General features: G+C 52.7%; 26 protein-coding genes. 12 read left to right on the top strand and 14 right to left on the bottom strand.

Features of this window, described 5'->3' with window-relative positions:
• The first annotated feature begins 5 nt into the window (after positions 1–5).
• Complete coding sequence (prc, locus tag ACUTSW_RS05420; RefSeq protein WP_063197664.1) at positions 6–2,051, top strand: carboxy terminal-processing peptidase; 2,046 nt, start codon at positions 6–8, stop codon at positions 2,049–2,051.
• 730 nt (positions 2,052–2,781) lie between these two features.
• Here the strand turns inward: prc and ACUTSW_RS05415 are convergent.
• The gene (locus ACUTSW_RS05415; protein WP_445583876.1) at positions 2,782–3,024 is read right to left on the bottom strand and encodes a hypothetical protein; all 243 of its coding nucleotides are present in this window, start codon (positions 3,022–3,024) and stop codon (positions 2,782–2,784) included.
• Positions 3,025–3,182: 158 nt separating this feature from the next.
• Here ACUTSW_RS05415 and ACUTSW_RS05410 point away from each other — a divergent pair, with 158 nt between their 5' ends.
• Together ACUTSW_RS05410 and ACUTSW_RS05405 are read left to right on the top strand one after the other, a co-directional pair.
• Positions 3,183–3,446: a hypothetical protein gene (locus ACUTSW_RS05410; RefSeq protein ID WP_445583875.1), complete on the top strand. Its 264-nt coding sequence runs from the start codon at positions 3,183–3,185 to the stop codon at positions 3,444–3,446.
• 71 nt (positions 3,447–3,517) lie between these two features.
• Positions 3,518–3,784 (top strand): ogr/Delta-like zinc finger family protein, encoded by a 267-nt coding sequence (locus ACUTSW_RS05405; RefSeq protein ID WP_445583874.1) that lies wholly within the window; start codon positions 3,518–3,520, stop codon positions 3,782–3,784.
• Between the two features lie 28 nt (positions 3,785–3,812).
• On the opposite strand, the gene ACUTSW_RS05400 is transcribed toward ACUTSW_RS05405, so the two are convergent.
• Together ACUTSW_RS05400 and ACUTSW_RS05395 are read right to left on the bottom strand one after the other, a co-directional pair.
• Positions 3,813–4,640 carry a hypothetical protein gene (locus ACUTSW_RS05400; RefSeq protein ID WP_445583873.1) on the bottom strand — a complete coding sequence of 276 codons (828 nt, stop codon included), beginning with the start codon at positions 4,638–4,640 and terminating at the stop codon, positions 3,813–3,815.
• Between the two features lie 27 nt (positions 4,641–4,667).
• Complete coding sequence (locus tag ACUTSW_RS05395) at positions 4,668–4,976, bottom strand: hypothetical protein (protein ID WP_445583872.1); 309 nt, start codon at positions 4,974–4,976, stop codon at positions 4,668–4,670.
• Between the two features lie 822 nt (positions 4,977–5,798).
• On the opposite strand from ACUTSW_RS05395, the gene ACUTSW_RS05390 reads away from it, so the two are divergent.
• From ACUTSW_RS05390 to htpX, 5 genes are all read left to right on the top strand, one after another.
• Positions 5,799–6,557: a DUF6602 domain-containing protein gene (locus tag ACUTSW_RS05390; protein WP_445583871.1), complete on the top strand. Its 759-nt coding sequence runs from the start codon at positions 5,799–5,801 to the stop codon at positions 6,555–6,557.
• A 16-nt stretch (positions 6,558–6,573) separates the two neighbouring features.
• Positions 6,574–7,254 carry a phage integrase gene (locus ACUTSW_RS05385; protein WP_445584447.1) on the top strand — a complete coding sequence of 227 codons (681 nt, stop codon included), beginning with the start codon at positions 6,574–6,576 and terminating at the stop codon, positions 7,252–7,254.
• 52 nt (positions 7,255–7,306) lie between these two features.
• Positions 7,307–7,525, top strand: a complete 219-nt coding sequence (locus tag ACUTSW_RS05380) for a tyrosine-type recombinase/integrase (protein WP_445583870.1) — start codon at positions 7,307–7,309, stop codon at positions 7,523–7,525.
• Between the two features lie 179 nt (positions 7,526–7,704).
• The gene (locus ACUTSW_RS05375) at positions 7,705–8,088 is read left to right on the top strand and encodes a DUF4260 domain-containing protein (RefSeq protein ID WP_445583869.1); all 384 of its coding nucleotides are present in this window, start codon (positions 7,705–7,707) and stop codon (positions 8,086–8,088) included.
• 196 nt (positions 8,089–8,284) lie between these two features.
• A complete protein-coding gene (gene htpX, locus ACUTSW_RS05370) occupies positions 8,285–9,163 on the top strand; it encodes a protease HtpX (protein WP_004943526.1) in 879 nt (292 codons plus the stop codon).
• A 48-nt stretch (positions 9,164–9,211) separates the two neighbouring features.
• Here htpX and ACUTSW_RS05365 read toward each other — a convergent pair whose 3' ends face one another.
• The gene (locus ACUTSW_RS05365) at positions 9,212–10,606 is read right to left on the bottom strand and encodes an MFS transporter (protein WP_062871331.1); all 1,395 of its coding nucleotides are present in this window, start codon (positions 10,604–10,606) and stop codon (positions 9,212–9,214) included.
• 230 nt (positions 10,607–10,836) lie between these two features.
• Here ACUTSW_RS05365 and kdgR point away from each other — a divergent pair, with 230 nt between their 5' ends.
• Entirely contained in the window at positions 10,837–11,628 is a 792-nt protein-coding gene (kdgR, locus tag ACUTSW_RS05360; RefSeq protein ID WP_445583868.1) for a DNA-binding transcriptional regulator KdgR, read from the top strand.
• 127 nt (positions 11,629–11,755) lie between these two features.
• Here the strand turns inward: kdgR and ACUTSW_RS05355 are convergent, their stop codons facing one another.
• The 4 genes from ACUTSW_RS05355 to ACUTSW_RS05340 form a co-directional block, all read right to left on the bottom strand.
• Positions 11,756–13,147, bottom strand: a complete 1,392-nt coding sequence (locus ACUTSW_RS05355; RefSeq protein WP_445583867.1) for an L-cystine transporter — start codon at positions 13,145–13,147, stop codon at positions 11,756–11,758.
• A 181-nt stretch (positions 13,148–13,328) separates the two neighbouring features.
• Positions 13,329–13,877 carry a metal-dependent hydrolase gene (locus ACUTSW_RS05350; RefSeq protein ID WP_004943534.1) on the bottom strand — a complete coding sequence of 183 codons (549 nt, stop codon included), beginning with the start codon at positions 13,875–13,877 and terminating at the stop codon, positions 13,329–13,331.
• Positions 13,878–14,326: 449 nt separating this feature from the next.
• A complete protein-coding gene (gene hxpB / locus ACUTSW_RS05345; protein ID WP_445583866.1) occupies positions 14,327–14,992 on the bottom strand; it encodes a hexitol phosphatase HxpB in 666 nt (221 codons plus the stop codon).
• Between the two features lie 63 nt (positions 14,993–15,055).
• Complete coding sequence (locus ACUTSW_RS05340) at positions 15,056–16,348, bottom strand: HdeD family acid-resistance protein (RefSeq protein ID WP_062870615.1); 1,293 nt, start codon at positions 16,346–16,348, stop codon at positions 15,056–15,058.
• 195 nt (positions 16,349–16,543) lie between these two features.
• On the opposite strand from ACUTSW_RS05340, the gene ACUTSW_RS05335 reads away from it, so the two are divergent.
• Entirely contained in the window at positions 16,544–17,104 is a 561-nt protein-coding gene (locus ACUTSW_RS05335) for a YniB family protein (RefSeq protein ID WP_004943543.1), read from the top strand.
• A gap of 40 nt (positions 17,105–17,144) precedes the next feature.
• On the opposite strand, the gene ACUTSW_RS05330 is transcribed toward ACUTSW_RS05335, so the two are convergent.
• A complete protein-coding gene (locus ACUTSW_RS05330; protein WP_004943546.1) occupies positions 17,145–18,014 on the bottom strand; it encodes a fructosamine kinase family protein in 870 nt (289 codons plus the stop codon).
• Between the two features lie 255 nt (positions 18,015–18,269).
• Here ACUTSW_RS05330 and ACUTSW_RS05325 point away from each other — a divergent pair, with 255 nt between their 5' ends.
• Positions 18,270–18,719, top strand: coding sequence for a GNAT family N-acetyltransferase (locus ACUTSW_RS05325; RefSeq protein ID WP_445583865.1), 450 nt, complete (start codon positions 18,270–18,272; stop codon positions 18,717–18,719).
• Positions 18,720–18,756: 37 nt separating this feature from the next.
• Here ACUTSW_RS05325 and ACUTSW_RS05320 read toward each other — a convergent pair whose 3' ends face one another.
• The 5 genes from ACUTSW_RS05320 to ghoS all read right to left on the bottom strand — a co-directional run bounded on the left by ACUTSW_RS05320 (position 18,757) and on the right by ghoS (position 22,738).
• Positions 18,757–19,617 (bottom strand): metal ABC transporter permease, encoded by an 861-nt coding sequence (locus tag ACUTSW_RS05320; RefSeq protein ID WP_445583864.1) that lies wholly within the window; start codon positions 19,615–19,617, stop codon positions 18,757–18,759.
• Entirely contained in the window at positions 19,617–20,477 is an 861-nt protein-coding gene (locus tag ACUTSW_RS05315; RefSeq protein ID WP_445583863.1) for a metal ABC transporter permease, read from the bottom strand. The genes ACUTSW_RS05320 and ACUTSW_RS05315 overlap by 1 nt, the downstream gene beginning before the upstream one ends.
• Positions 20,477–21,367: a manganese/iron ABC transporter ATP-binding protein gene (locus ACUTSW_RS05310; RefSeq protein WP_013812621.1), complete on the bottom strand. Its 891-nt coding sequence runs from the start codon at positions 21,365–21,367 to the stop codon at positions 20,477–20,479. The genes ACUTSW_RS05315 and ACUTSW_RS05310 overlap by 1 nt, the downstream gene beginning before the upstream one ends.
• Entirely contained in the window at positions 21,364–22,308 is a 945-nt protein-coding gene (locus ACUTSW_RS05305) for a metal ABC transporter substrate-binding protein (RefSeq protein WP_445583862.1), read from the bottom strand. Before ACUTSW_RS05305 ends, ACUTSW_RS05310 begins: the two co-directional genes overlap by 4 nt.
• A 130-nt stretch (positions 22,309–22,438) precedes the next feature.
• A complete protein-coding gene (ghoS, locus tag ACUTSW_RS05300; RefSeq protein ID WP_062870619.1) occupies positions 22,439–22,738 on the bottom strand; it encodes a type V toxin-antitoxin system endoribonuclease antitoxin GhoS in 300 nt (99 codons plus the stop codon).
• A gap of 109 nt (positions 22,739–22,847) precedes the next feature.
• Between ghoS and ACUTSW_RS05295 the strand changes: the two genes are divergently transcribed.
• Positions 22,848–23,513, top strand: a complete 666-nt coding sequence (locus ACUTSW_RS05295) for a transglycosylase SLT domain-containing protein (RefSeq protein ID WP_004943568.1) — start codon at positions 22,848–22,850, stop codon at positions 23,511–23,513.
• The last annotated feature ends 246 nt before the right edge of the window (positions 23,514–23,759 follow it).

The raw sequence follows: 23,759 nt of genomic DNA, 5'->3' as shown, positions 1-23,759 counted from the left end.
AAGGCATGAACAAATTTGTCAGATTAACAGCAGTCGCGGGTCTGTTGTGGGCGGGTGTCAGTTACGGAGCGGATACAGCCAACATCCGCATCGATCAACTGCCTCAGCTTCATCAGGAACCGCAGCATGCTACTGTGAGTGAGCGCGTAACCTCGCGCTTCACTCGCTCTCATTACCGTCAGTTTGCCCTCGATGCGGATTTTTCAGGCAAGATCTTCGATCGCTACCTGAATATGCTGGACTACAACCATAACGTGTTGCTGGCCTCCGACGTGGCGCAGTTCGCCGACAAGCGCAATCAACTGGGCGAAGAACTGAAAAGCGGTAAGCTGGATACGCCATATGCGCTGTACAATCTGGCTCAGAAACGCCGTTTTGAGCGTTACACCTATGCGTTGTCGTTGCTCGAAAAGCCGATGAACTTTACCGGCAACGAAACTATCGATCTCGACCGCAGCAAAACGCCGTGGCCGAAAGACAAGGCCGAACTGGACAGCCTGTGGGATGCGAAAGTCAAATATGACGAGCTGAACCTCAAGCTGACCGGCAAAACCGACAAAGAAATCCGCGAAACGCTGACCAAGCGCTATCAGTTCGCCATTAAGCGCCTGACGCAAAGCAACAGCGAAGACGTGTTCCAACTGGCGATGAATGCCTTTGCGCATGAGATCGACCCGCACACCAACTATCTCTCCCCGCGCAACACCGAACAGTTCAACACCGAGATGAGCCTGTCATTGGAAGGCATTGGTGCGGTGCTGCAGATGGATGACGATTACACGTTGATCAACTCCATGGTACCGGGCGGCCCGGCCGCCAAGAGCAAGGCGATCACCGTGGGCGACCGCATTGTCGGCGTCGGTCAGACGGGTAAACCTGTGGTCGATGTTATCGGCTGGCGTCTGGACGACGTGGTTTCCCTGATCAAAGGGCCGAAGGGCAGTAAAGTCCGCCTGGAAATCCTGCCTGCCGGCAAGGGCACCAAAACCCGCGTTGTTACGCTGACCCGCGAACGTATCCGCCTGGAAGACCGTGCGGTGAAAATGACCATCAAGACCGTCGGCAAAGAGAAAGTCGCGGTGATGGACATTCCTGGCTTCTACGTGGGCCTGACCGATGACGTGAAAGTGCAACTGCAGAAGATGGCCAAGCAGAACGTCAAGAGCCTGATTATCGATCTGCGGACCAACGGCGGCGGTGCGCTGACCGAAGCGGTCTCGCTCTCCGGCTTGTTCATTCCGAGCGGCCCGGTGGTGCAGGTGCGTGATAACAACGGCAAAGTGCGTGAAGACGCGGACACCGACGGCGTCGTTTATTACAAAGGCCCGCTGGTGGTGCTGGTTGACCGTTTCAGCGCCTCGGCTTCCGAGATCTTTGCCGCAGCGATGCAGGACTACGGCCGTGCGCTGATCGTCGGTGAACCGACCTTCGGTAAAGGTACCGTGCAACAGTATCGCTCGCTGAACCGCATTTACGATCAAATGCTGCGGCCGGAATGGCCGGCGCTGGGCTCGGTGCAATACACCATCCAGAAGTTCTATCGCGTTAACGGCGGCAGCACCCAGCGTAAGGGCGTAACGCCGGATATCCTGATGCCTACCGGTGTCGATCCAGCGGAAACCGGTGAGGCGTTCGAAGATAATGCCATGCCTTGGGACAGCATCAATGCGGCTACTTACAGCAAAACTGGCGACCTGACCGCGTTCGATCCTGAACTGCTGAAGGACCATGAGCAGCGTATCGCCAAGGATCCGGAGTTCCAGTACATCGCGCAGGACATCGCCCATTACAAGGCGTTGAAAGACAAGCGTAACATCGTCTCACTCAATCTTGCTCAGCGCGAGAAAGAGAACCACGATGATGACGCTACCCGTTTGCAGCGCATCAACGATCGTCTGCAGCGTGCCGGTAAGAAACCGTTGAAGGCGTTGGAAGATTTGCCGAAGGATTACCAGGAGCCGGACCCATACCTGGATGAAAGCGTGCATATCGCGCTGGATCTGGCCCACCTTGAACAGGCGCAGCCAACCCAGCAGCCGGCGGCGAAGTAACGCAGCCGGGTAAATAAAAAAACGCACCTTCGGGTGCGTTTTTTGTTGTCATTTTCTATTGATTTTATTGGCTTTTATGTTTTTGTGTCCACGATATGACCACGCTTGTAGGCTGTTGACCTCATTGCGGCCCCGTTGTCCACATTTTGCCATCTTCGACACATGGCTAATTCTCTGCATGTATAAAGATCCTTTCTCTGCAACGTTGCAAAAGTTTCACAGCGTCCCAAATCGTCCACAACCCGCGCCACAACTGACCATAAGCTTCTTCTGAGCTATTTGGCTGTAGTGATCTGTTCACGCTTAGATCCTCACGGAAAGCAAAAGAGATCCTTTTATTTCATCAAGTTAACTTTTCAAACCTTCGCCGTGCACTTGTCTGGCGTTGCAAATCGTTGAAAAACATTGCAATGCGTGCAACGGCGTTTCTTCCGCAAAGCCTCAGGCGTGGCGCGGGCTGGCGGTATCAATTGCAGAAAAGATCCTTTGCAAAAATTTCTCAACACGAAACGGGCAGGCGGGTGCGGTGTAGTCCGGTTTCCGTGGCGCGGCGGCTCCGTGCCGTGGGTTTCCGTGCATCCTGTGGAGTGTGATGCTGCGTTTTGCTTTTCGTTGTGGGTCGGTAGGTAAGAACTTCATCACGTAGTGGTGGCACGCTGAGGGGGCAATACGAGTGGGGAGCTGAAAGCGCTCTGTGATGGGCAAAAAAAACCGCCCGGGGGCGGCTAATTTATACTGGGTTAGGACGATACCTAAAAATGGCTTCTCGTATATCCTCGGCAAAAGGCTCTTTACCGGTATATCCTACTTTGTAAATATCCCCATCATCAGATACGTATTCTAAAACAGTAAACATTACTTCCCTTAGATGGGGAGCTGCGGGGGTTGGGATAAAATTGAATTGCCACAAGTGTGGCTCAATCTTACGCACCTCGCCGCCCCATCCTTCACCGAATAACATAATATCGTTCATGTCTTTTCCATTCAGCTATAGAGTTGGCTCAGTATAACTTTGTTCATTATCGGTGGCACACCGTTATTCGATAAGGTGGGCGTACTTGCCTTTTAGTTCGTTGGCCGTAGCTGACTTTGGCCTATCTGGCTGCGGTTGGTAGGGGGGCCGGTGTTACTGTGGGTGTACCTTGCGGTACGCTGCGCCAGTACGTCGATCAGGTCAAGCGTTTCGGTAAGCAGGGTGAGGAGGTTGGTCACGCCATCGCCGATCGATGTCTTGGCCGCCTGCAATTGCAATGCAGCGGAAACGCTCTGACGTACACCGGCGATGCGCTCGGTAAGTGTGCCGCCGATAACCGCGCAAATGGTACCTTTGCCAATGCTCGATGCTTAAATCGAGTGACTGCAGAAGACGCCATCTTGATTTCACTACGGGCGTAATAATAAGTATTGAAAATTCCTCATTTGTGCGCATGGTGTTAAAATCACCATAGCAGCGAATGGGGGTGACTATGCGCGTTATGAAGGTTAATTGTACGGAATGCGGGGCGAAAGCGATCATCAGCAAGACCAACAGGAAAGACCCGAAATTGTCCGATCTGTACTGCCAGTGCAGCGACGTGGAATGTGGGCATACTTTTGTGATGAACCTGACGTTCTCTCATACCATAAGCCCCAGTGCACGAAGCGGTCGCGGCTTGGTCAAGTCGCTACTTAGTTTGCTTCGTCCTGAGGATAAGCAGATTGCATTAACTTTATTACAAGAAAATTTATATTAATATATGCCCGCTTATGCGGGCAGTACTTTCAATCATTACCTTTTGCTAAAAAATATCTAGTTCCTTTTTCTATTTCATGATTATATTTTATTGTCTTTGCAATATATTCTACATCATCCCTTTCAGATGGGTGCATGAACTCCATCCAGTCCGGCCTTGTTTTAATTATACTAAGTAAAGTTGCTATGCTCGATCTTTCTGGCCGTATACTTTTCTTCCACCCATCTAGTTCTTTTTCTAGCGATATTATCTCCTTTGCCATTCCTTCTATTTTTATTTTTAAATCATTATAGGTGTCAATATCTATTTTTTTTGCGGCTATAAGTACTTCTAGTTCATGTTTTTCTTTCTTTAGTTCATGCACTGTCTCGTTTATTTTTGTATGATCAAGTCTTGCGGTCTCTAATGTTCCATGTAGTGATAATATTTCTGAATTTAATGCTTCCCTTTCAGTTTTTATTTCTTCTATAGCGGCCGTCTTAGTGGTTAATTCAAAGTTTTTATTTGCCAGCTCAATATCTTTATTTGCTATATGGTTGCTCACTGCATTTTTTTCGTCGTGATCGGATATGCTCTCTAATTTTCTTGCAAGTGCGGTTATTTGTTTGAACTTGAGTCTTACAAAAGGCATTGCTATAGCTAGAATTGTGCCAACCAATATAGGTATCCCTATACCGCAAGCTTTTGGAAAAAACCTTAGTATAGAAGTTATTTTAACCTCTGCCATTTTATCGCTGAATATTAGGAAGTAAAACCATGACCAGTTATATACTATAAATGATAAGGTTATATACCCTAAAGGTCCACTAACTCTTTCTTTGATGCTTTTTTTTATATCTTCAATTTCTTCATTCATTTTTAGTCCTTAAGTAAAACAATGCCACTATATGGAAAGGATTAGTGCAATTAAAGCTACTATTATCGAAATGCTAGCAAGTAGTAGAGTCGCCGTTTGTATCATTCTTTGATAGTAGAACTCTCTCATCTTTTCTATGGTTTTTTTTCTTTCACTTAATTGTTCTTCTGTATATTCCATTCCTTTGATGATGGGGAATTTTTTCTGGTATTCATTAAAAATATTATTTTCTATGGCTTCATGAAACTCTTTATTCCATCCATCCGTAAAGTCAACGAAGTGTTGTACCAAGATCTTTCTTGCCTTGTAATATATTCCTCTTGTTTCTTTTTTCATCACAACCTCGCGCGAATAACGGTGTTAGTTAATAATTACTATTATTGCTAAGTCTCATGCTAAAGGTAAAGAATTCTTACTCTTTCTAAGGTTATATCTCATAATGTATTGAAATCGTCAACTATGCATGCCTGCTCCGGGAATGCAACGTATATACTCGACTCATAAGCGAGCTACGATTTATTTCATAAATGGTTATGATGGGGCGTATCGAACCATCATGATGTCCCCTCCAGCGCTTACCGTTTAGCGTTAAATCATCGCCATTGGCCAATTTTTCAGCTTCCAGCTCGGTAAGCGTCTGGCCAATGGATGCCGCAAAGTCAGATATTTTGTCGGCCAGCTGTGCTGATTTTTGGGTATGGTCGCGTGCCGCCGGGCGTTTGCCCCGTGTTTTTCTTGCTTCTGCTATCAGATATTCATTGAAGGCCCGCCTTTCTCGTCGCGTCATAACCTCAAAATCGCCATCAGATTGCTAACAACTGGCACAGTCTTTTGCATCTATGCCACCAGGAGAAAGGCCGGGATTACTATCCTGTCTGTCTTCTTCCTGCTGCGCACCGTGTCCAGTTATTGACAGAACTCCAAGATCAAAAGTAGTGCGAACCCGCGGCAGTACTGGCGTAGGTTCGAACTAGGGGAGATCTAATTATTGTGCAAAATTGCGTAGTTGCTCACATGCGATATAACCGATAAGAATAGTAGCTTTGCTACAATCTAGCTAGTCACTGCTCAATGGAAAAAAGGATTTACTGTGGCTAATCATGAATTGATAAAGTTAGACAGTTCAAATATAAAAATTTATCTTGGCGGAGAATTTGCATGATAAATAAAATTTTGTATCAAAGGCTCGAGGCTGTGCTAGATATGCTTAATGCAAACTATCGGTCAGTAATAAACTCCCCCTCAGCTGTAAAAGGCGTTTCTAGGAGTGATTTTATTAATAATTATTTGAAAAATTCAGTTCCTCAAGGGCTTAGAATTAGTACTTCTGGCGAGGTTGTTGATAATCAAAATAATTGTACTGGTGAGTTGGATATAATTCTTGAAAATGGACATTTCCCAAATGTTCCCATTGTTAATGTTGATTCGGCTAGACTCTTCTTTGCTGAGGGGGTTGCTGCTGTGATTGAGGTTAAATCTAATTTACAAGGCCAATGGAACGAGGCTGTATCAACAGGAATTAAGTTGAAAGAGATTACTCGTGACTTTGGGAACACTTCCGTTTCAAGTCATGGTGGTGGCCAAATGATTATATTAAACACAGTTTTTGATAATCCAAACCTCCCTGTGGTTAAAATGCCTCCAGAGGCAAGATTACTAAAAAAGATCCCATATTTCGTAGTTGGCTATACTGGTTGGGAAAAGGCTGAGACTTTGAAGGCTAAACTTTCTGAAAATTATGGGGTGATATCAGGGATCTTGCAACTTGATAAAGGTATTTTTGTTGGTGATGACAGTTTTAAACATCTTGAAGCCCATGGACCACTTAGTCTATTAGCATTTATAAATGTAATATATGAATCATTTAATTATATAAAAAGTACGAATGCAGATATTCTTTCGTATGGAAGAAATTAAGTAAGCCGGGCAATATCTGGTCGATGTCCGCCCGCAAGGGCGGCATGGCAAGCGCATACGCAAACGCTTTGGAACTAAGTCGGAGGCCCAGCAGTATGAGCGCTGGGTAGTCGCCACCCAGAATAGTAAGGATTGGAAAGAGAAACCGGCTGACCGAAGCCCCCTTACTGAGCTGATAGATCTATGGTGGAAACACTACGGCTGCACGCAGAAATCAGGCGAAAACAATAAGCAGGAATTGCTAAATATTTCGTCTGACATGGGAAGTCCGCGGGCTGACCAGGTGTCGATCACAGCGTTCTCGAATTACCGAGCTGCTCGCTTGGAATCGGGTTTAAAAGTCGGTTCGATCAACCGACGGCATATGATGCTTAGCGGTGTTTTTACCAAGTTGATTACATTGGGACATTACCATAACCCCCATCCGCTGAAAGGGTTGACGAAACTTAAAGACAATGTGAAAGAGATGGCGTACCTGGAAAAACATCAGATCGCTGATTTTCTTGGGCACTTGTCCGGTGATGGTTTGAAAGTTTCATTACTGTGCTTGGCTACTGGCGCTCGCTGGGGTGAGGCTGCAGACCTTACGCGTGAGAAGGTACTCAAATTTAAATGCACGTTTACTGATACTAAAAACGGGCGGGACAGAACCGTCCCGATTTCGGAATCGCTCTACAAGCAGATAGCAGATAACTGAAGGTAAGGGTAGGCGGTTATTCCCAGACGTTGATTACAGCCTGGTGCGAACCTTGCTTAAGACGCTTATTCCTGAGCTGCCGGACGGACAGGCAACGCACGTCATGCGACATACTTTCGCCAGTCATTTTATGATGAATGGGGGGAACATCCTGACACTGCAGAAAATACTCGGCCATGCGACGATAAACCAAACTATGGTCTATGCGCATTTTGCCCCCGACTATCTCAATGATGCGGTGTGTTTGAATCCTCTGGCAGATGGCTTATGATCCACATTTTGCCCAAAACGCCGGGATTATTTTGGATTTGTGTGGATGCGTTTTGCATTTACATTACTGATAAATAACGTAAATTTTTGTTTTGTATAGGTCATCGATCGCACCTTCGGGTGCGTTTTTTGTTAAGCGCAGCTGAAGGCGCATTTAGGCGTCAAACATCCTGTGAGGCAATGATGAGCGAACTAACGCCCCCGATGCGCGTTATTCTGCGGCTTGAGTCGCTGCTGGTTCTGTTGGTGTCCGTAGCGCTGTATCAGCACCAGGAATACAGCTGGTGGCTGTTCGCTGGCTGTTTCCTGATACCGGACATTTCGTTCCTGGGTTATGCGTTTGGCAAAAAGGTGGGGGCGATCGGTTATAACCTTGCTCATTCCTATATCGGCCCGGCGCTGTGCGCCTTACTGTTTGTCCTTTTCCCGCAGCCGTTCTGGCTGATAACGGCGCTGATTTGGTGTGCCCATATCGGTTTTGACCGCACCTTGGGCTACGGGTTGAAATATGCCCAAGGTTTCGCCTATACCCACCTTGGGCGTTTGAACGACAAACACCGCTGATTTGCCGCAGAAAAACCACCGCATTACGCAACAATCGTTTACAATTTGAAAAGCCATGCTGGAACGCCGATTTTGTAAAGTTTCGTATTTTTAGTAGGTTAATGGCGTGCAACTCTTGAAACTGTGACGAATGCCCATACGATCTAGGGTATCCGAGACAGCGTTTTGTTAACATTTATGAGGAAGTAAACATTTTATGATGCGTATAGCTCTGTTCCTGCTCACCAACCTGGCGGTGATGTTGGTTTTCGGGCTGGTGCTCAGCCTGACAGGAATCCAATCCAGTAGCGTTCAGGGCCTGATGATTATGGCCGGTCTGTTTGGTTTCGGCGGTTCGTTTGTCTCCTTGCTGATGTCCAAATGGATGGCGCTGCGCTCCGTAGGCGGGGAAGTGATTGAACAGCCGCGTAACGAAACCGAAAACTGGTTGCTGGAAACGGTGCGCCGCCAGTCGCAGCAGGCGGGCATTGCCATGCCGCAGGTCGCTATTTATCACGCACCGGACATTAACGCTTTCGCCACCGGCGCACGCCGCGATGCCTCGCTGGTTGCCGTCAGTACCGGCCTGTTGCAGAGCATGAGTCGGGATGAAGCGGAAGCGGTTATCGCGCACGAAATCAGCCACGTCGCCAACGGCGACATGGTCACCATGACGCTGATTCAGGGCATTGTGAACACCTTCGTGATCTTTATCTCACGCCTGATTGCGCAAGTGGCCGCCGGTTTCCTCGGCAACCGCGATGGTGAAGGCGAAAGCAACGGCAACCCGATGATTTACTTCGGCGTGTCGATGGTGCTGGAATTGGTGTTCGGCATTCTGGCCAGCATCATCACCATGTGGTTCTCACGCCACCGTGAGTTCTACGCCGATGCAGGTTCCGCCAAATTGGTGGGCCGCGAGAAGATGATTGCTGCGCTGCAGCGTCTGAAAACCAGCTACGAGCCGCAGGAAGCGGGCAGCATGATGGCGTTTTGCATCAACGGCAAATCCAAGTCGTTCAGCGAACTGTTCATGTCGCACCCACCGCTCGACAAGCGTATCGAAGCGCTGCGTTCAGGTCAGTACCTGAAGTAACGCTGAGAAGGTTAAAAACCCCGGCTTGCCGGGGTTTTTTTATGTCTGCTATTTGGCTTGCGGGCTGTGTTCCACCGGCTCCGCGCGCGGTTGGGTGATTCGCAGGCTGCTGACCGCTGCCGCCAGCGTGGCGAAGGTGCCGGCGAGGATCAGCGAGGCGTGCGTACCGGAGGTGGGAAACAGATTGAACATCAGCGCCACCAGAGCGGCACCGGAGGTTTGTCCCAACAGGCGGGCGGTGCCGAGCATGCCGCTGGCGCCGCCGCTGCGGTTGCGGGGCGCGGCAGAAATAATGGTGTGGTTATTGGGTGACTGGAACAGCCCGAATCCGGCGCCGCACAACACCATACGCCAGATGATATCCAGGTCCGACGGGTTATGCGGCAGCATCGCCAGCAGGAACAGCCCTAGCGCAAACACTCCCAACCCGATACAGCCCAACAGCCCGGCGTGAACGCGCTCCACCAGCCGCCCGGCGATCGGCGCCATAACGATAATCGCCAGCGGCCAGGGTGTCAGCAACAGCCCGGTAGCTACCTCATCGCGGCCTAACGTGCTTTGCAGAAAGAACGGCAGCGAAACCATCGCCAGCATTTGCGCAGCGAAGGAACAGATCGAGGTGCCCATCGACAGGGCGAAAATCGGGATGCGCAGCAGGTCGACCGGCAGCAGCGGAAACTCTTGCCGCAGTTGGCGACGGACGAAGAAGAAGCCGATCACCATCAGTACGGCGATCTCGCTGAATATCAGCGTCAGGCTCTGACCCTGGGCAAAGCCGCTGATGGCAGTGATCAGCAGCCCGAAAGTCAGGGCGTTCATCACGGCGCTGGTCGGGTCAAAACGCTGATTGCTGCTTTTCTGGCTGTTGGCGGGCAGGTACTTCATCCCCAGCGCCAGCGCCACAATGCCAATCGGCAGATTAATGGCGAACAGCCATTGCCAGGATGCCACGGACAGTATCGCCGCCGCTACCGTGGGGCCCGCCGCCGAGGAAAAAGCGACAATCAGTGAGTTGATGCCCATGCCGCGCCCGAGAAAGCGCTGCGGATAGATAATGCGGATAAGCGCGGTGTTGACGCTCATGATGGCGGCGGCGCCAAACCCCTGCAGCACGCGGGCTATGGTCAATGTCACCAGCGAATCGGACAGCGCGCAAAACAGCGAGGTAATGCTGAAGACCAACAAGCCGGCCTGATAGATACGGCGATAACCAATCAGGTCACCGAGCGAGGCCAGCGACAGCAGCGAAATGGTGATGGCCAACTGATAGGCGTTAACCACCCAGATCGAACTGGCCGGGCTGGCGTTCAGATCGCGTGCGATGGTGGGCAGCGCCACATTGGCGATCGCACCGTCAAGCACGGAAACGGTAATGCCCAGGGCGATGGCGAGGATGGCCCCATAGCGTTGTGGGACGGGGAGGCCGTCAGTACAAGAACGCATGTTGATCTCGAAGGTATTAATACGGGGGAGTATTAACATGCTAATCATATTCGTCGGTAATTGCACCTTCAGTGGCCGGCTCAATTGTAATAACCGATGAGAGCTAGAGTCTAATTCATTCATCTTCAAGCATTTTTTCTTGGTTTCATTGCAGGGTATCAAGGCTTGCGAGTATACTGAAACCCGTGTTCAAATTTCTTAAAACAGAAAAGCTGAGTAGGGCATTTACTATGGCTAACGCAGATTTAGATAAACAACCGGATTCTGTTTCATCAGTGCTGAAAGTGTTTGGTCTCTTGCAAGCACTGGGCGATGAACGCGAAATCGGCATTACTGAGCTTTCCCAACGGGTGATGATGTCCAAAAGCACCGTCTATCGTTTTCTGCAGACCATGAAGTCGCTGGGCTATGTGTCGCAGGAAGGGGAATCGGAAAAATATGCGCTTACTCTCAAGCTGTTTGAACTCGGTGCCAAGTCGCTGCAGAACGTCGATCTGGTCCGCAGCGCCGATCTTCAGATGCGCGAGTTGTCGAATCACACCCGTGAAACCATTCACCTCGGGGCGCTGGATGAAGACAGTATTGTCTACATCCATAAAATCGACTCGATGTACAACCTGCAGATGTATTCACGCATCGGCCGCCGTAATCCGCTGCACAGCACCGCCATCGGTAAAGTGCTGCTGGCCTGGCGCGAGCGGGCGGAAGTGGAAGCAATTCTGTCGCAGATTGAGTTTACCCGCAGTACTCCGAATACCCTTACCAGCGCCGCTACGCTGCTGTCAGTATTGGAACAGGTGCGAGAGCATGGAGTGGGTGAAGACATTGAAGAACAGGAAGAGGGGCTGCGTTGCATTGCGGTGCCGGTATTCGATCGCTTTGGCGTGGTGATCGCCGGGCTTAGCATTTCGTTCCCCACTATCCGTTTCTCCGAGGAGGCCAAGGCGGATTACGTTAAACGCCTGCATGCTGCCGCACGTAACATTTCCGATCAAATGGGCTACCACGATTATCCCTTTTGATCCTGCCGGTGGTTGATGCCTTAAGGTGTGCCGTTCACGGGAGCGCCTTTATCCTTTAAATGAACCGCTATCGCAGACATAAAAAAACCGGAGCATCGCAGCTCCGGTTTTTTATTGCGGACGACATTTACTGGTGAGCCAGTTCCACTTCGTCTTCGCTGTCCATGATGCTTTTATCCGTCTGCTTCATCAACTGGCTGGTGACGGTGCCGGCGGTCATTGAGCCGCTGACGTTCAGTGCGGTACGCCCCATGTCGATCAAGGGTTCGACCGAAATCAGCAAGGCAACCAGCGTGACCGGCAGGCCCAGCGCAGGCAGTACAATCAGCGCAGCGAAGGTGGCACCGCCGCCCACACCGGCAACGCCGGCAGAGCTGATGGTGACGATACCCACCAACGTGGCGATCCACACCGGATCCAGCGGGTTGATGCCAACGGTTGGGGCAACCATAACCGCCAACATCGCCGGATACAGGCCTGCACACCCGTTCTGGCCGATGGTAGCGCCGAACGAAGCGGAGAAGCTGGCGATGGATTCCGGCACGCCCAGGCGGCGAGTCTGCGCTTCCACGTTGAGCGGAATGCTGGCGGCGCTGGAGCGGCTGGTGAAGGCGAAGGTGATGACCGGCCAGACTTTGCGGAAGAATTTCGCCGGGTTAACGCCGGTGAAGGCCAACAGCAGGGCGTGTACCCCAAACATGATTGCCAGACCGAGGTAAGATGCCACCACGAAGCTGCCGAGTTTGACGATGTCGTGGATGTTAGAACCGGCTACCACTTTGGTCATTAACGCCAGTACGCCGTACGGAGTCAGTTTCATCACCAGACGCACCAGCTTCATCACCCAGGATTGCAGGGTGTCGATAGCCACCAGCACGCGCTGGCCTTTCTCTTTATCGTCTTTCAGCAACTGCAGCGAAGCCACACCCAGGAAGGCGGCGAAGATCACTACGCTGATGATTGAGGTTGGGCTGGCACCGGTCAGATCGGCGAACGGGTTTTTCGGCACGAACGACAGCACCAGTTGCGGTACGGTCAGGTCCGCCACTTTACCGATGTAGTTGCTCTGGATAGCCGCCATGCGCGCGCTTTCCTGCGTGCCCTGGACCAGGCCTTCTGCAGTCAGGCCAAACAGGTTGGTCACCAGCACACCCACCAATGCGGCGATAAGCGTGGTGAACAGCAGGGTGCCGATGGTCAGGAAACTGATCTTGCCCAGTGAAGAGGCATTGTGCAGCTTGGCTACCGCGCTCAGGATTGAGGCAAATACCAGCGGCATTACGATCATTTGCAGCAGTTGCACATAGCCGTTACCGACAATGTTGAACCAGCTGATGGATTCTTTCAGGACTGGGTTATCCGAGCCATACACCAGTTGCAGGCCCAGGCCGAACACTACGCCCATCACCAGGCCGACCAGTACTTTTTTCGCCAGGCTCCATTGCTTATGGCGGGTTTGCGCCAACAGCAAAAGGAGGGCGACAAAAACCACCATGTTAATTACCAGCGGAAAATTCATCCCCAATGTCTCCAATCATTTTTCTTATATAAAAACGGCTACGCGCCAAGGTGTAGCGAATCAAATATCGTAACAGTTTGCGCAACGGCTCACTTATATCCAAATGGAATTTTATATAACTTTGAATATGAATTTGTTTAATTAATATACTTTGTGAATGGTTATTGGCCGGTTTTTGTGATCACAGTCTGATATTTTTGATTTGCTCAAAATAGGACTGCACAGGAATGGTGCACCCTCCTTGCCAATAGATAGCGAAGGCCACCAGGCAGAGGCAAAGGGCTCTCTCCAACTGGTTGCCTTTCTGGGAATTTAGCACCGGCAGGCGAAAGCGCCAGCGGCAGGGCCAGAGCAAGGGTACGCCGGCAGGGGTGAGCATATCGGCCAACAGGTGGCTGAAATAGCCAATAATCATCGCATGCAGCACGTCGGGCGGGATAGGCCAACTGCGCGGCACATCTAACTGGAACAGCGCCATACCGCCGGCGATCGCCAGCAGGCTGTGGGTGAAACCGCGATGCCCGAAGGCTCGGGAGATGGGAATGGCAATCCAGCGCAGGCGTTGGCCCAGGACCGATTTGGGGTGATCGATATCGGGCAGCAGTGAGGTTAGCAGTGCGGCAGGGATAATGTGCCACCAGTCGCCGGTGGCCAGCTCCGGTGTCACCTCGGCCTTCTTGGCGAAAATCGCGCAAGCGACAGAGAAAATAAGATGTCCTTCCGCGGTCATGCTGTTGTTGTTCCGGCTGATAAACTGTTAATTTATCCAGTATATGGGAAAATTAACAGTTGCGGAAGCGGTTACCCTGTAACTAATTGTTTGTTTTACCCGGTTTTACAACGAGTTGTTACGTAAAAGGTTAAGCATTGACCGTTGTGGATGCCGTGGATGATCGTAAGGAATGCGTTGACTACCTCCAGCGAATGCATCTCGACTGCAGGCCTGCGGGAGAAAGCGCCGAGCGGCAGAGTTGCGCTGCGTGGCAGTGACAGCGCTTACCGGCTACCCGGCGCTTTCTTGATGCCTCAGCATAGATATTCCGGTACATTAATTCAATAAAAATGAAATAATGTTTTATTTATTTTCAGGGCTAAGGCAGGGTTTTGAAAATTAGCGGGAGGAACCAGGGGATAAAAGAGAGAGGCAGGGCGGCAGCGCGATAACGCCGCCGCGAAAGATTACGCCAGATGGCCGGGAGTAAGCTGTTCGAGGGTATCGAGTTTATGGTCCGCCAGTGCCCAGCGCGTGTCGTGGCGATACTCTTGCGCCGGGATGACGATTGAACGCATTCTCGCGGCCTTGGTGGCAATCATGCCGTTGAACGAGTCTTCCAGCGTGATGCAGCGCAACGGATCGCTGCCGAGACGTTCGGCGGCGATAAGGTAAACCTCCGGGTGCGGTTTGCTGTAAGGCAGATATTCGGCGGACACCAGTTGATCGAAATACCCCGCCAGATCGAACATCTTCAACACCTGTCGTTGCATGTGCAGCGGCGATGCGGAGGCCAGGCCAATCTTCAGATCCAGACTGCGGCACAGTTCCAACGCCTGTTGCACGCCCGGCAGCAACGGCCTTTTTTCGTGTACCAGCTCAATGGCACGTTCAATAATCCGCGCGGAGACCTCCTCCAGCGAAACGCCTTGCCACGGCATGGCCTGAAACCACATTTTCACCACCAGATCGATGCGTAGCCCGAGGGTGTCCGGCAGTTTATGGCGGTCAGACAGATCCAGCCCCAGCGCGCCAAAGATATTCAGTTCCGCCTGTAGCCACAGCGGTTCTGAGTCGATCAACAAACCGTCCATATCAAAAATAGCGGTTTCAATGCGTTGCGAATAGGCCATTAGCGATGAGCTCCTGCCGGCGTCGGTGAATGTGCCACCACTTTAGCATCGCCGGGAACCAGACTAAAATTTTTGCCTGCCGGATTGCGTCGCATTCGCTCTGGGCGCCTTGCCGAAACGCAGGATACGCCACAGATCGCGCAGTTTTGACCACCAGCGCTGGTGCTGCCGCTCGGTAACCTGCTGCAGCATGCGGGCATAGTCCAGCACCAACCCCGGCGTCCAGGTCATGGTCTCTCCGCGGCTACGCAACACCGCCAGCATCCACAGGTTGGGGTCGAGGATCAAAAACAGAAAGCGCCGCCACAGAGGTTTGTCGCCCAATACGCCCTCCAACGCACTGTCCAGCGCCAGGATCACAGTGGTGGAACAGTTGCGGCGCGTCAGGTTGTAGGTTGTGTCCTGGCGATACCCTTGCCAGAAGGCGTGCAAGGCAGCTGGGTTATAACGGCGGAACTGGATTTTCTTGTCGGGTGCGCACCAGGCTGCCACCTCTTGCTGCAAGCCGGGCAGAAAGCGACCCTCGACGTTGTTTTGTTCGCCGGAGTGCAGTAACTGACGGAAATCCTGCACTGAATGGCTGATGTCATTCAGCGGATAATGGCTGATGTACAAATCCGGGGCCAGCGCCAGAGCGGCATGCCCGGTGGAGATATGGCCGCCGCCATCCACTGCGGCGATATAGCGGTCAACAATGTAGCGCCGGCGCGCATCTTTCGCCGCCGCCACCGGAGTCCAGACATAGACCGTCAAGGGGGCAGCCTGAACCGTTAGCGCAGCAGCAGGTTGCTGTCGGTTCAGGGAGAAGCTCTCCAGCCGCTGTGCAATGCGCAGTAACGCCCAGCCCGACAGCAAAAGCATGACGCCGACGCAAAAGGGGACCGTCATGCGGTGCGGCACCGGCCAGCCGGTAAAAATAAATAGCGACAGCAAGATTTCGAAACCGCCCGCCAACGCGACCAGTTTCCAGCGGCTGTGCTGGATCAGGGTAGAAGAGGCGATACGCACTGAACCGTCCAGCAGCAACGCGCTGCCGAACACCAGCGTGGCGACAATATTGTCGTCTGCGGGGACGTCCAACACCAAAAAAGCCATCACCAGAAACCCCAGCCCCTTTAGCAATACCGGTCGGCTGGCGGTGGAGCCAATCACCAGTGCGGCGGAGATCGCCACCAGCCCCTCGAGTGCCAGTACCACCGCCAGTGCGTCCAGCGCCAACACCGAGCGGCCATCTTCTAGCACGTCAACTAACATCAGCAGACCGACGGCGATCCATGCCCAGCCAAACAGCAGCAGCGCACGCCGCTGACCGCGCAGCGCCTGTGGGCCCAATAACAAGATGATAAGGCGAACCATGACGCCCCCTTTCAGAACGGATTGAATTAACTATATAGCCATTTAACGAGAATGCGTTGTCACCGTTAAGTTGTTGAAAACGGATAATCCCGGCTACGCTTGTAGCACAGCAAGGCTAAAGAAAACGGTGGGCGAGTTTCAGTAACTACAGGTAGACTTAGCCAATTACGGTTACGTCGCTTACAAGGGGAACACATGACGTATCAACAGGCTGGGCGCATCGCCATTGTGAAACGTATTCTTGGTTGGGTAGTTTTCATCCCCGCGTTGCTGTCAACGCTGATCTCGCTGCTGCTGTTTTTCTATCAGCACAGTGAGAAGACCAAAGGCATTAATGCGGTGATGCTGGATTTTGTCCACGTCATGGTGGATATGGTGCGCTTCAATACGCCGTTCCTGAATATCTTCTGGTATAACTCGCCGGTGCCGGACGTAGCGAAAAGCCTGTTCAGCGGCGCCAATCTGATGTTTATCGTTATCTATTTTTTGATTTTTGTCGGGCTGGCGTTGCAAGCCTCAGGCGCACGCATGTCACGCCAGGTGAAGTTTATCCGTGAAGGCCTGGAGGACCAGATGATCCTCGAACAGGCCAAGGGCAGTGAAGGGCATACGCGTGTGCAACTGGAAGAACGCATTACGCTGCCACGCCACACCATTTTTCTGCAGTACTTCCCGTTGTACATTCTGCCTGTAGTGATCGCGGTCATTGCCTGGTTCGTCATCAAGTTACTCGGCCAACTGGCCGGCGCCGCTTAAGACTGGGCCAGGCCAAGGCGCTGGATTCAGCGCCTTGATACTATCGTGCTTGGGGGTGCAGCAACGCGTCTACTGCACGCTGCGCCTTGACCAGATGTTGGCCGCCGAACAGATTGCTGTGGTTAAGCAGGTAATACAGCTGATACAGCGGCTGGCGTTCAATAAAGCCATGCTCCAACGGCCAGACACTCTGATACCCGTCATAAATCTGCGGTGGTAGCTCAGGGTGCAGCGGCAGCATCGCCAGATCGCACTCGCGATCGCCCCAGTAGCTGGCAGGATCGAACAGGATCGGACCGTCGGCGGTCATGCCGCAGTTTCCCGGCCACAGGTTGCCGTGCAGCAGTGAAGGTTGCGGCTGATGGTGTTGCAGGCGTAGATACACTACGTCGATAATTTCATCAATATCACCAAAGGTCATGCCTTTCTCCGCCGCCAACTGCAACTGCCAGCCGATGCGTTGCTCGGCAAAGAATTCCGACCAGCGGCGCTGCCAGGCATTGGGTTGCGGAGTGGTGGTCAAATCGTTATCGAAGTCGAGGCCGAACTGCGGCTGTTCACTCCATTTATGCAGATGAGCCAGCTGTTGGCCGAGGCAATGAGCGCCGTGGGCATCGAAGGGTTTCAGCGGCTGGTATTCCAGCAGCAGGAAGCTGTAGTCACGATCGCTGCCGACGCCATAAACCTGCGGCACCCGCACGGTTTTACTGCGTGCCAGTAGGGCCAGCTGATCGGCTTCGGCGGTAAAGATCGGTAGCATTTCGCGGGCATCACATTTGACAAATACCTCGTTGTCACCGTAACTCACGCGCCACGCCGGGTGGATCTCTCCCCCGGGCAGTTCAGTCCTTTCGCGGATTTCTGCGCTGCCAAGATGTTCACTTAACAGACGGCTAACGGCTTGCCACATGGTACACCCCCTCTGTGTTGCCTGCGAATTCATTAGGTTAGCCTCTTTACCGTTCCGAAAACACGACCTGGCGCACAGCTGGCACCGACGGAAGGCGATTTTTTCGCCAGTCGCGTTTGCTCAAAGTATATACGCTATTGATTCATTTAAGCACGCGGCCTATTGCAACTTCGTGGCACCGGAGCGATGTTTATCAGGTTGGCGGCAACAGGATACGTATAGAATGATTTTTATAATCAATAAGATGAGGGAGTTATGGGGCAGAACCGGCAGTGGCGTCGCGACGAATACCTGATAGATACGGATAAAAGTGAATTAAATTTGGCGTTCACTCACGCATTTTTGACTACCTCGAGTTGGGCGTCAGGCATTTCGCAGGAGACTGTGCAACTTTCCATCGACAACAGCCTGTGTTTTGGCCTCTATCATCACCGGCAACAGATAGGTTTTGCGCGTCTGGTGACGGATTACGCCACCTTCGGTTATCTGTGCGATGTGTTTGTCGCGCCGGATTATCAGGGGCGTGGGCTGGCCCGCTGGCTGATGGACTGCACGCTGGAACATCCACTGCTGCAGCGGTTGCGGCGCGTTATGCTGGTGACCGGCACCGCGCCGTGGCTGTATCAAAAAGTGGGATATGAAGCGCTGAATCGTCAGGACTATGTCTGGCATATCGTTCGGCCAGATATCTACCGGCAGCGGTAAGGATAAGCGGCGGCGAGGGGACTCACCGCCGCAAGCGTTAAGGTTTCTCGTTGCGCAACGCCTCTTCGTGACGTTGTAATGGCCTGAGTTTGCTGTAAAGCAGGGCGATAATAAACGCAATCGCCTGAACGATCACAATACAGGGGCCGGTGGCACCATCGATGTGAAAGCTGATCAGGGTACCGAGCACGCAGGAGAATACCGACACCAGCGTCGCGATGATCAGCATGCGATCGAAACTGCGGCACAGCATAAAGGCAATGATGCCCGGGGCTATCAGCATCGCAATCACCAGTATCACCCCGACTGCCTGCAGAGAAGCGACAATCGTCAGCGCCAGCAGGCACAGCAGCCCATAATGCAGCAGTTTTACCGGCAGACCGATGACCTTCGCATGGCTCGGGTCAAAACAGTAGAGCATCAGATCTCTGCGCTTGAGCAATACCACCACCAGCGTAATGCCGGCAATCAGCAGCGTTTGTTTCAGCTCGGCGTCGGTAATCCCCAGCATATTGCCGAACAGGATGTGGCTCAGATGCTGATCGGTATCGACGCGGGAGAACAGCACCAGCCCGAAGGCGAACATGCCGGAGAAAACGATGCCCATCACCGTGTCCTCTTTCACCCGGCTGTTCTCTTTCAGATAGCCGGTGGCTACCGCGCAGAAAATGCCGGAGAAAAACGCGCCGATAACCACCGGGATGCCAAGTACGAACGCCACGACAATGCCGGGCAGAACAGCGTGCGAGATAGCATCGCCCATCAGCGACCAGCCTTTGAGCACCAGATAGCACGACAGCACCGCACACACCACGCCGGTCACGATAGCGGCCAGGATCGCCCGCTGCATAAACGGGTAGGCGAAGGGTTCACTGAGCAGTTGATACAGGGTTTCCATCAGTGGCCTCCGGTCTGTTCACGGGCGACGCGGTGCCGGGACGCCAGCAGGCCGTGTTTGGGGGCGAAGAAAAACGCCGCCAGGAACACCAGCGTCTGCAGGGTCACGATCACGCCGCCGGTAGCGCCGTCAAGGAAGAAGCTCAGGTAGGCACCGACACCGCTGGTCAGTGCGCCGATGACGATGGCGATGATCACTAAACGGCTAAAGCGGTCGGTCAGCAGATAGGCGGTGGCACCTGGCGTAATCACCATGGCGATCACCAAAATCGCCCCGACGGTTTGTAGCGCCGCGACGGTGCAGGCGCTGAGCAGGGTGAAGAACAGGATTTTCATCCGCAGCGGCGACAGGCCAATCGACACCGCGTGGCTTTCGTCAAAGAACACCGCCAGCAGGTCTTTCCACACCAGGCACAGAATCAGCAGCGAAACGCCGATGATAATCTCGACCTGCAGCACGTCTTCGTCGGCGATGCCGAGAATATTGCCGAAGATAATCGACTGTACGTTAATCGACGTAGGATTGAGTGAAATGATCAGCAGCCCAACGGCGAAGAAGGTCGAAAAAATAAAGCCGATGATGGCGTCTTCGCGCAGGCGGGTGACGTGGCGTACCAGCGTCATGGCCAGCGCGGCCAGCATGCCGGTGAAGAAGGCCCCGGCGGCGTACGGCAGACCAAGGGCATAGGCCCCGGCGACGCCGGGCACCACCGAGTGCGACAGCGCATCGCCCATCAGCGACCAGCCTTTCAGCATCAGGTAGGCCGACAGGAACGCGCAGGCGGCGCCGACGATGGCGCTGACCCAAATCGCTTTGACCATGTAGTTGTAATGGAAGGGTTGCAGCAAAATGTCCAGCATCAGAGTTGCTTCTCCTTTGGCTGGCTTTGCGCCGGAGGGTCGCTCTTGGTATGGCCATAGAACACCGCCGGGCGTTCGTCATCGGTCAATACCGTCACGGTGCGCGGATCGTTATCGTCGTGCAGATCCGGGCCGGACAGGTTGATATGGCGCAACACGCCGCCGAACGCCTGTTCCAGGTTGCTTTGGGTAAAGGTGGTTTCGGTTGGGCCGGCGGCCAGCACAGTGCGGTTAATCAGGATCACCCGGTCGCAGAATTCCGGCACGCTGCCCAGGTTATGGGTGGAAACCAGGATCAGGTGGCCCTCGTCACGCAACGCGCGCAGCAGATCGATAATTGCGTTCTCGGTTTTGACGTCCACGCCGGTGAAGGGTTCATCCAGCAGCAGCACGGAACCTTGTTGAGCCAGCGCCCGCGCCAGGAACACCCGTTTTTTCTGCCCGCCGGAAAGCTCGCCAATCTGGCGGGTGCGCAGCTCGCTCAGGCCAACGCGCTCCAGCGCTTTGTCGACGCGTAGTCGGTCTTCCCGGGAGGGAATGCGCAGAAAATTCATCTTGCCGTAGCGGCCCATCATCACTACGTCTTCCACCAGAACCGGGAAGTTCCAGTCGACGTCTTCGGTTTGCGGGACGTAGGCAATAATATTTTTTTTCAGCGCTTGCGCCACCGGTTTGTCGTTCAACTGCACACGGCCGGTGGTGGGCTTGACCAGCCCCATGATGCTTTTGAACAGCGTCGATTTGCCGCTGCCGTTGACGCCGACCAACGCGCAAATGGCGCCGCCGCTCAGGTTAAAACTGGCGTTGTGGATCGCGGTATGGCCGTTGTTATAGGTAACGGTAACGTCATCCACGATCAGCTCAGGGCGGACAAAAACCTCGGTGGTCATTGATCAAATCCTTTGGCGATGGTTTGTACGGTGACGTTCAGCAGGTCTATATACGTCGGTACCGGGCCGCCCTGGGTAGACAGCGAATCGACATACAGCACGCCGCCGTATTTCGCCCCGGTTTCTTTCGCCACCTGCTTGGCCGGCTTGTCGGAGATGGTGCTTTCGCTGAAGACCACCGGAATACGGTTGGCGCGAACGGCGTCGATGACCCGGCGAACCTGCTGCGGTGAACCTTGCTCGTCGGCGTTGATTGGCCACAGATAGACTTCTTTCAACTGATAGTCTTTCGCCAGATAGCTGAATGCGCCTTCGCTGGTAACCAACCAACGTTGGGCTGCAGGAATACGCGACAGGCGCTCGCGTAGCGGGGCATCCAGCGCGCTGATTTTGGCGGCATAGGCTTTGGCGTTGCGGTTATAGGTTTCTGCGTTGGCCGGGTCGTGCTGCACCAGGGCTTTACGGATATTTTCTATATAGATAAGCGCATTGCTGGCAGACATCCAGGCATGCGGGTTCGGGTTGCCGTTATACGGCCCTTCGCGGATTGGCAGCGGGGTGATGCCTTCGGTCACCACGGCGGCGGGAACCTGTTTGATGTTTTCGAAGAAGCGTTGGAACCAACGTTCGAGGTTCATGCCGTTCCACAGGATCAAATCGGCGTGTTGCGCTTTAACGATATCGCGGGGCGTGGGTTGATAATCGTGGATCTCTGCTCCCGGCTTGGTAATAGATTCAACCACCGCGGCGTCGCCGGCCACGTTTTGAGCGATGTCCTGAATGATGGTGAAGGTCGTCACCACGCGCAGTTTCTTTTCCGCTAAAGCGGGATTGCCGGCGAGGCCCGCGACGAGCAGCAGACACAGCAGGGCAAAAGGGCGGTAAAACGCCGTAGCCTGAATGAGTGGCAGGCGGGGAAAAGCGCGTTGTTTCAAAAGCATGGTGACATCTCCTGGCTCAAATGAAAATGATTATCAATATCATTTATAGCAAAGTCAAGCGTCACCTTCAGGCTGACGGCAGGTTACTAATCCATTGCAAAAATAATACCGTCAGGTGAGTTATAGCATTTTATGTATCAGTATGTAACCGCTTAACGTACTCCTCATAGCGGGCTATGTCGACCTCCGGCGTTTTCCCCAGGGCAACCTCCCCGAGCTTTTGCGCCAACTGTTGTACATCCTGTTGATCCAGTGGGGTTATAAACGCAAAACTGTTGCTGCTCAACGGATGCGGAATGCCCTGTTCGTCTGTCACCGAAGTGACAAATCCATCGCGGGTTAATTGTCCGGTAAGCTTGGCCAAATCAGCCAATCCTTCTTCCTGATAGCGGAAAGTCACCACAAAACACGTCGTCGCAGATTGACTCATAAATCACCTCTTGGTATATGAATAGCTTGAGATTAGACCAAAAAAATTATGCAGGCGTCCTTACAAGTTGTATATGCTACGCAACCCATTGAAAGGAGTGAGGGATTCTGTGAAAACAAAAATCGGTTGCCTGACGGCAATCTTGCTTTTGTCGGGGTGCGCCAAAGACCCGCAAACGACAAGTACTATTTCGGGCAGTGGCACATCGCGCGGCGGTTGGTTAAAGACTCCCCCGCAGGCTCCGGTTAACCGTACAGGGACGCCGATAGCCTATAACGATTACATTCGTCAGGCCGCCAGCAGTTATGGCGTTGATGAAACGCTGATTAAAGCGATTATTCAGGTGGAGTCCGGGTTTAACCCGAACGTGGTCAGCACCTCGAACGCCGTGGGATTAATGCAGCTGAAACCGTCAACCGCCGGGCGTGACGCCTATCGTTTGAAAGGCAGAAGCGGGCAGCCCAGCTCGCGTGAGTTGAAGGATCCGGCGGTTAATATTGATCTGGGAACGGCCTATATCAATATTCTTCAAAGCCAGCAGCTAGCCGGGATCAACAACCCACAGACCTTGCGTTACGCCACCATCGTTTCTTATGTCAATGGGGCCGGTGCCATGTTGCGCACGTTCTCATCAGACAAGCGCGTGGCGGTAAACCGCATTAATCAGATGAGCCCGGATGAGTTTTACCAGCACATCCAGAAAAAGCACCCGGCCCCGCAAGCGCCGCGCTATTTATGGAAGGTCACGACGGCCTATCAGGCGATGTCGCAGTAAGCTTTATTTCTCACTAAAACCGGTCGCTCGCAGCGGCCGGTTTTTCTTTATCGACGCGGCAACATCGCGACGTATCTCTCATTTTTCGTTATTTCCCATCCTGTTACCTCAAAAACCGCACAAATAGTTAATTTTACATTCACGGTCATTTCTTTACGTTCATTCAATAAGTTACCGGTAACATTTTGGCTTGAGTTCACAAAGTAACCTTCAAAAAATAGACAGATACGTAACAAATTATTTTTA

Source organism: Serratia sp. TSA_198.1, from assembly GCF_052686505.1.
Note: the sequence above shows the minus strand (reverse complement) of the source record. Positions and strands in the feature narration are given on the sequence as shown.

Excerpts from the sequence above, each read along its gene's own strand:
- ghoS (WP_062870619.1), bottom strand. The coding sequence starts at position 22,738 with ATGAGTCAATCTGCGACGACGTGTTTTGTGGTGACTTTCCGCTATCAG.
- ACUTSW_RS05415 (WP_445583876.1), bottom strand. The coding sequence starts at position 3,024 with ATGAACGATATTATGTTATTCGGTGAAGGATGGGGCGGCGAGGTGCGT.
- ACUTSW_RS05395 (WP_445583872.1), bottom strand. The coding sequence starts at position 4,976 with ATGAAAAAAGAAACAAGAGGAATATATTACAAGGCAAGAAAGATCTTG.
- ACUTSW_RS05375 (WP_445583869.1), top strand. The coding sequence starts at position 7,705 with ATGATGAGCGAACTAACGCCCCCGATGCGCGTTATTCTGCGGCTTGAG.
- ACUTSW_RS05400 (WP_445583873.1), bottom strand. The coding sequence starts at position 4,640 with ATGAATGAAGAAATTGAAGATATAAAAAAAAGCATCAAAGAAAGAGTT.
- ACUTSW_RS05325 (WP_445583865.1), top strand. The coding sequence starts at position 18,270 with ATGGGGCAGAACCGGCAGTGGCGTCGCGACGAATACCTGATAGATACG.
- htpX (WP_004943526.1), top strand. The coding sequence starts at position 8,285 with ATGATGCGTATAGCTCTGTTCCTGCTCACCAACCTGGCGGTGATGTTG.
- hxpB (WP_445583866.1), bottom strand. The coding sequence starts at position 14,992 with ATGGCCTATTCGCAACGCATTGAAACCGCTATTTTTGATATGGACGGT.
- ACUTSW_RS05310 (WP_013812621.1), bottom strand. The coding sequence starts at position 21,367 with ATGACCACCGAGGTTTTTGTCCGCCCTGAGCTGATCGTGGATGACGTT.
- ACUTSW_RS05335 (WP_004943543.1), top strand. The coding sequence starts at position 16,544 with ATGACGTATCAACAGGCTGGGCGCATCGCCATTGTGAAACGTATTCTT.
- ACUTSW_RS05365 (WP_062871331.1), bottom strand. The coding sequence starts at position 10,606 with ATGCGTTCTTGTACTGACGGCCTCCCCGTCCCACAACGCTATGGGGCC.
- ACUTSW_RS05330 (WP_004943546.1), bottom strand. The coding sequence starts at position 18,014 with ATGTGGCAAGCCGTTAGCCGTCTGTTAAGTGAACATCTTGGCAGCGCA.
- ACUTSW_RS05315 (WP_445583863.1), bottom strand. The coding sequence starts at position 20,477 with ATGCTGGACATTTTGCTGCAACCCTTCCATTACAACTACATGGTCAAA.
- prc (WP_063197664.1), top strand. The coding sequence starts at position 6 with ATGAACAAATTTGTCAGATTAACAGCAGTCGCGGGTCTGTTGTGGGCG.
- ACUTSW_RS05405 (WP_445583874.1), top strand. The coding sequence starts at position 3,518 with ATGCGCGTTATGAAGGTTAATTGTACGGAATGCGGGGCGAAAGCGATC.
- kdgR (WP_445583868.1), top strand. The coding sequence starts at position 10,837 with ATGGCTAACGCAGATTTAGATAAACAACCGGATTCTGTTTCATCAGTG.
- ACUTSW_RS05320 (WP_445583864.1), bottom strand. The coding sequence starts at position 19,617 with ATGGAAACCCTGTATCAACTGCTCAGTGAACCCTTCGCCTACCCGTTT.
- ACUTSW_RS05350 (WP_004943534.1), bottom strand. The coding sequence starts at position 13,877 with ATGACCGCGGAAGGACATCTTATTTTCTCTGTCGCTTGCGCGATTTTC.
- ACUTSW_RS05340 (WP_062870615.1), bottom strand. The coding sequence starts at position 16,348 with ATGGTTCGCCTTATCATCTTGTTATTGGGCCCACAGGCGCTGCGCGGT.
- ACUTSW_RS05390 (WP_445583871.1), top strand. The coding sequence starts at position 5,799 with ATGATAAATAAAATTTTGTATCAAAGGCTCGAGGCTGTGCTAGATATG.
- ACUTSW_RS05355 (WP_445583867.1), bottom strand. The coding sequence starts at position 13,147 with ATGAATTTTCCGCTGGTAATTAACATGGTGGTTTTTGTCGCCCTCCTT.
- ACUTSW_RS05305 (WP_445583862.1), bottom strand. The coding sequence starts at position 22,308 with ATGCTTTTGAAACAACGCGCTTTTCCCCGCCTGCCACTCATTCAGGCT.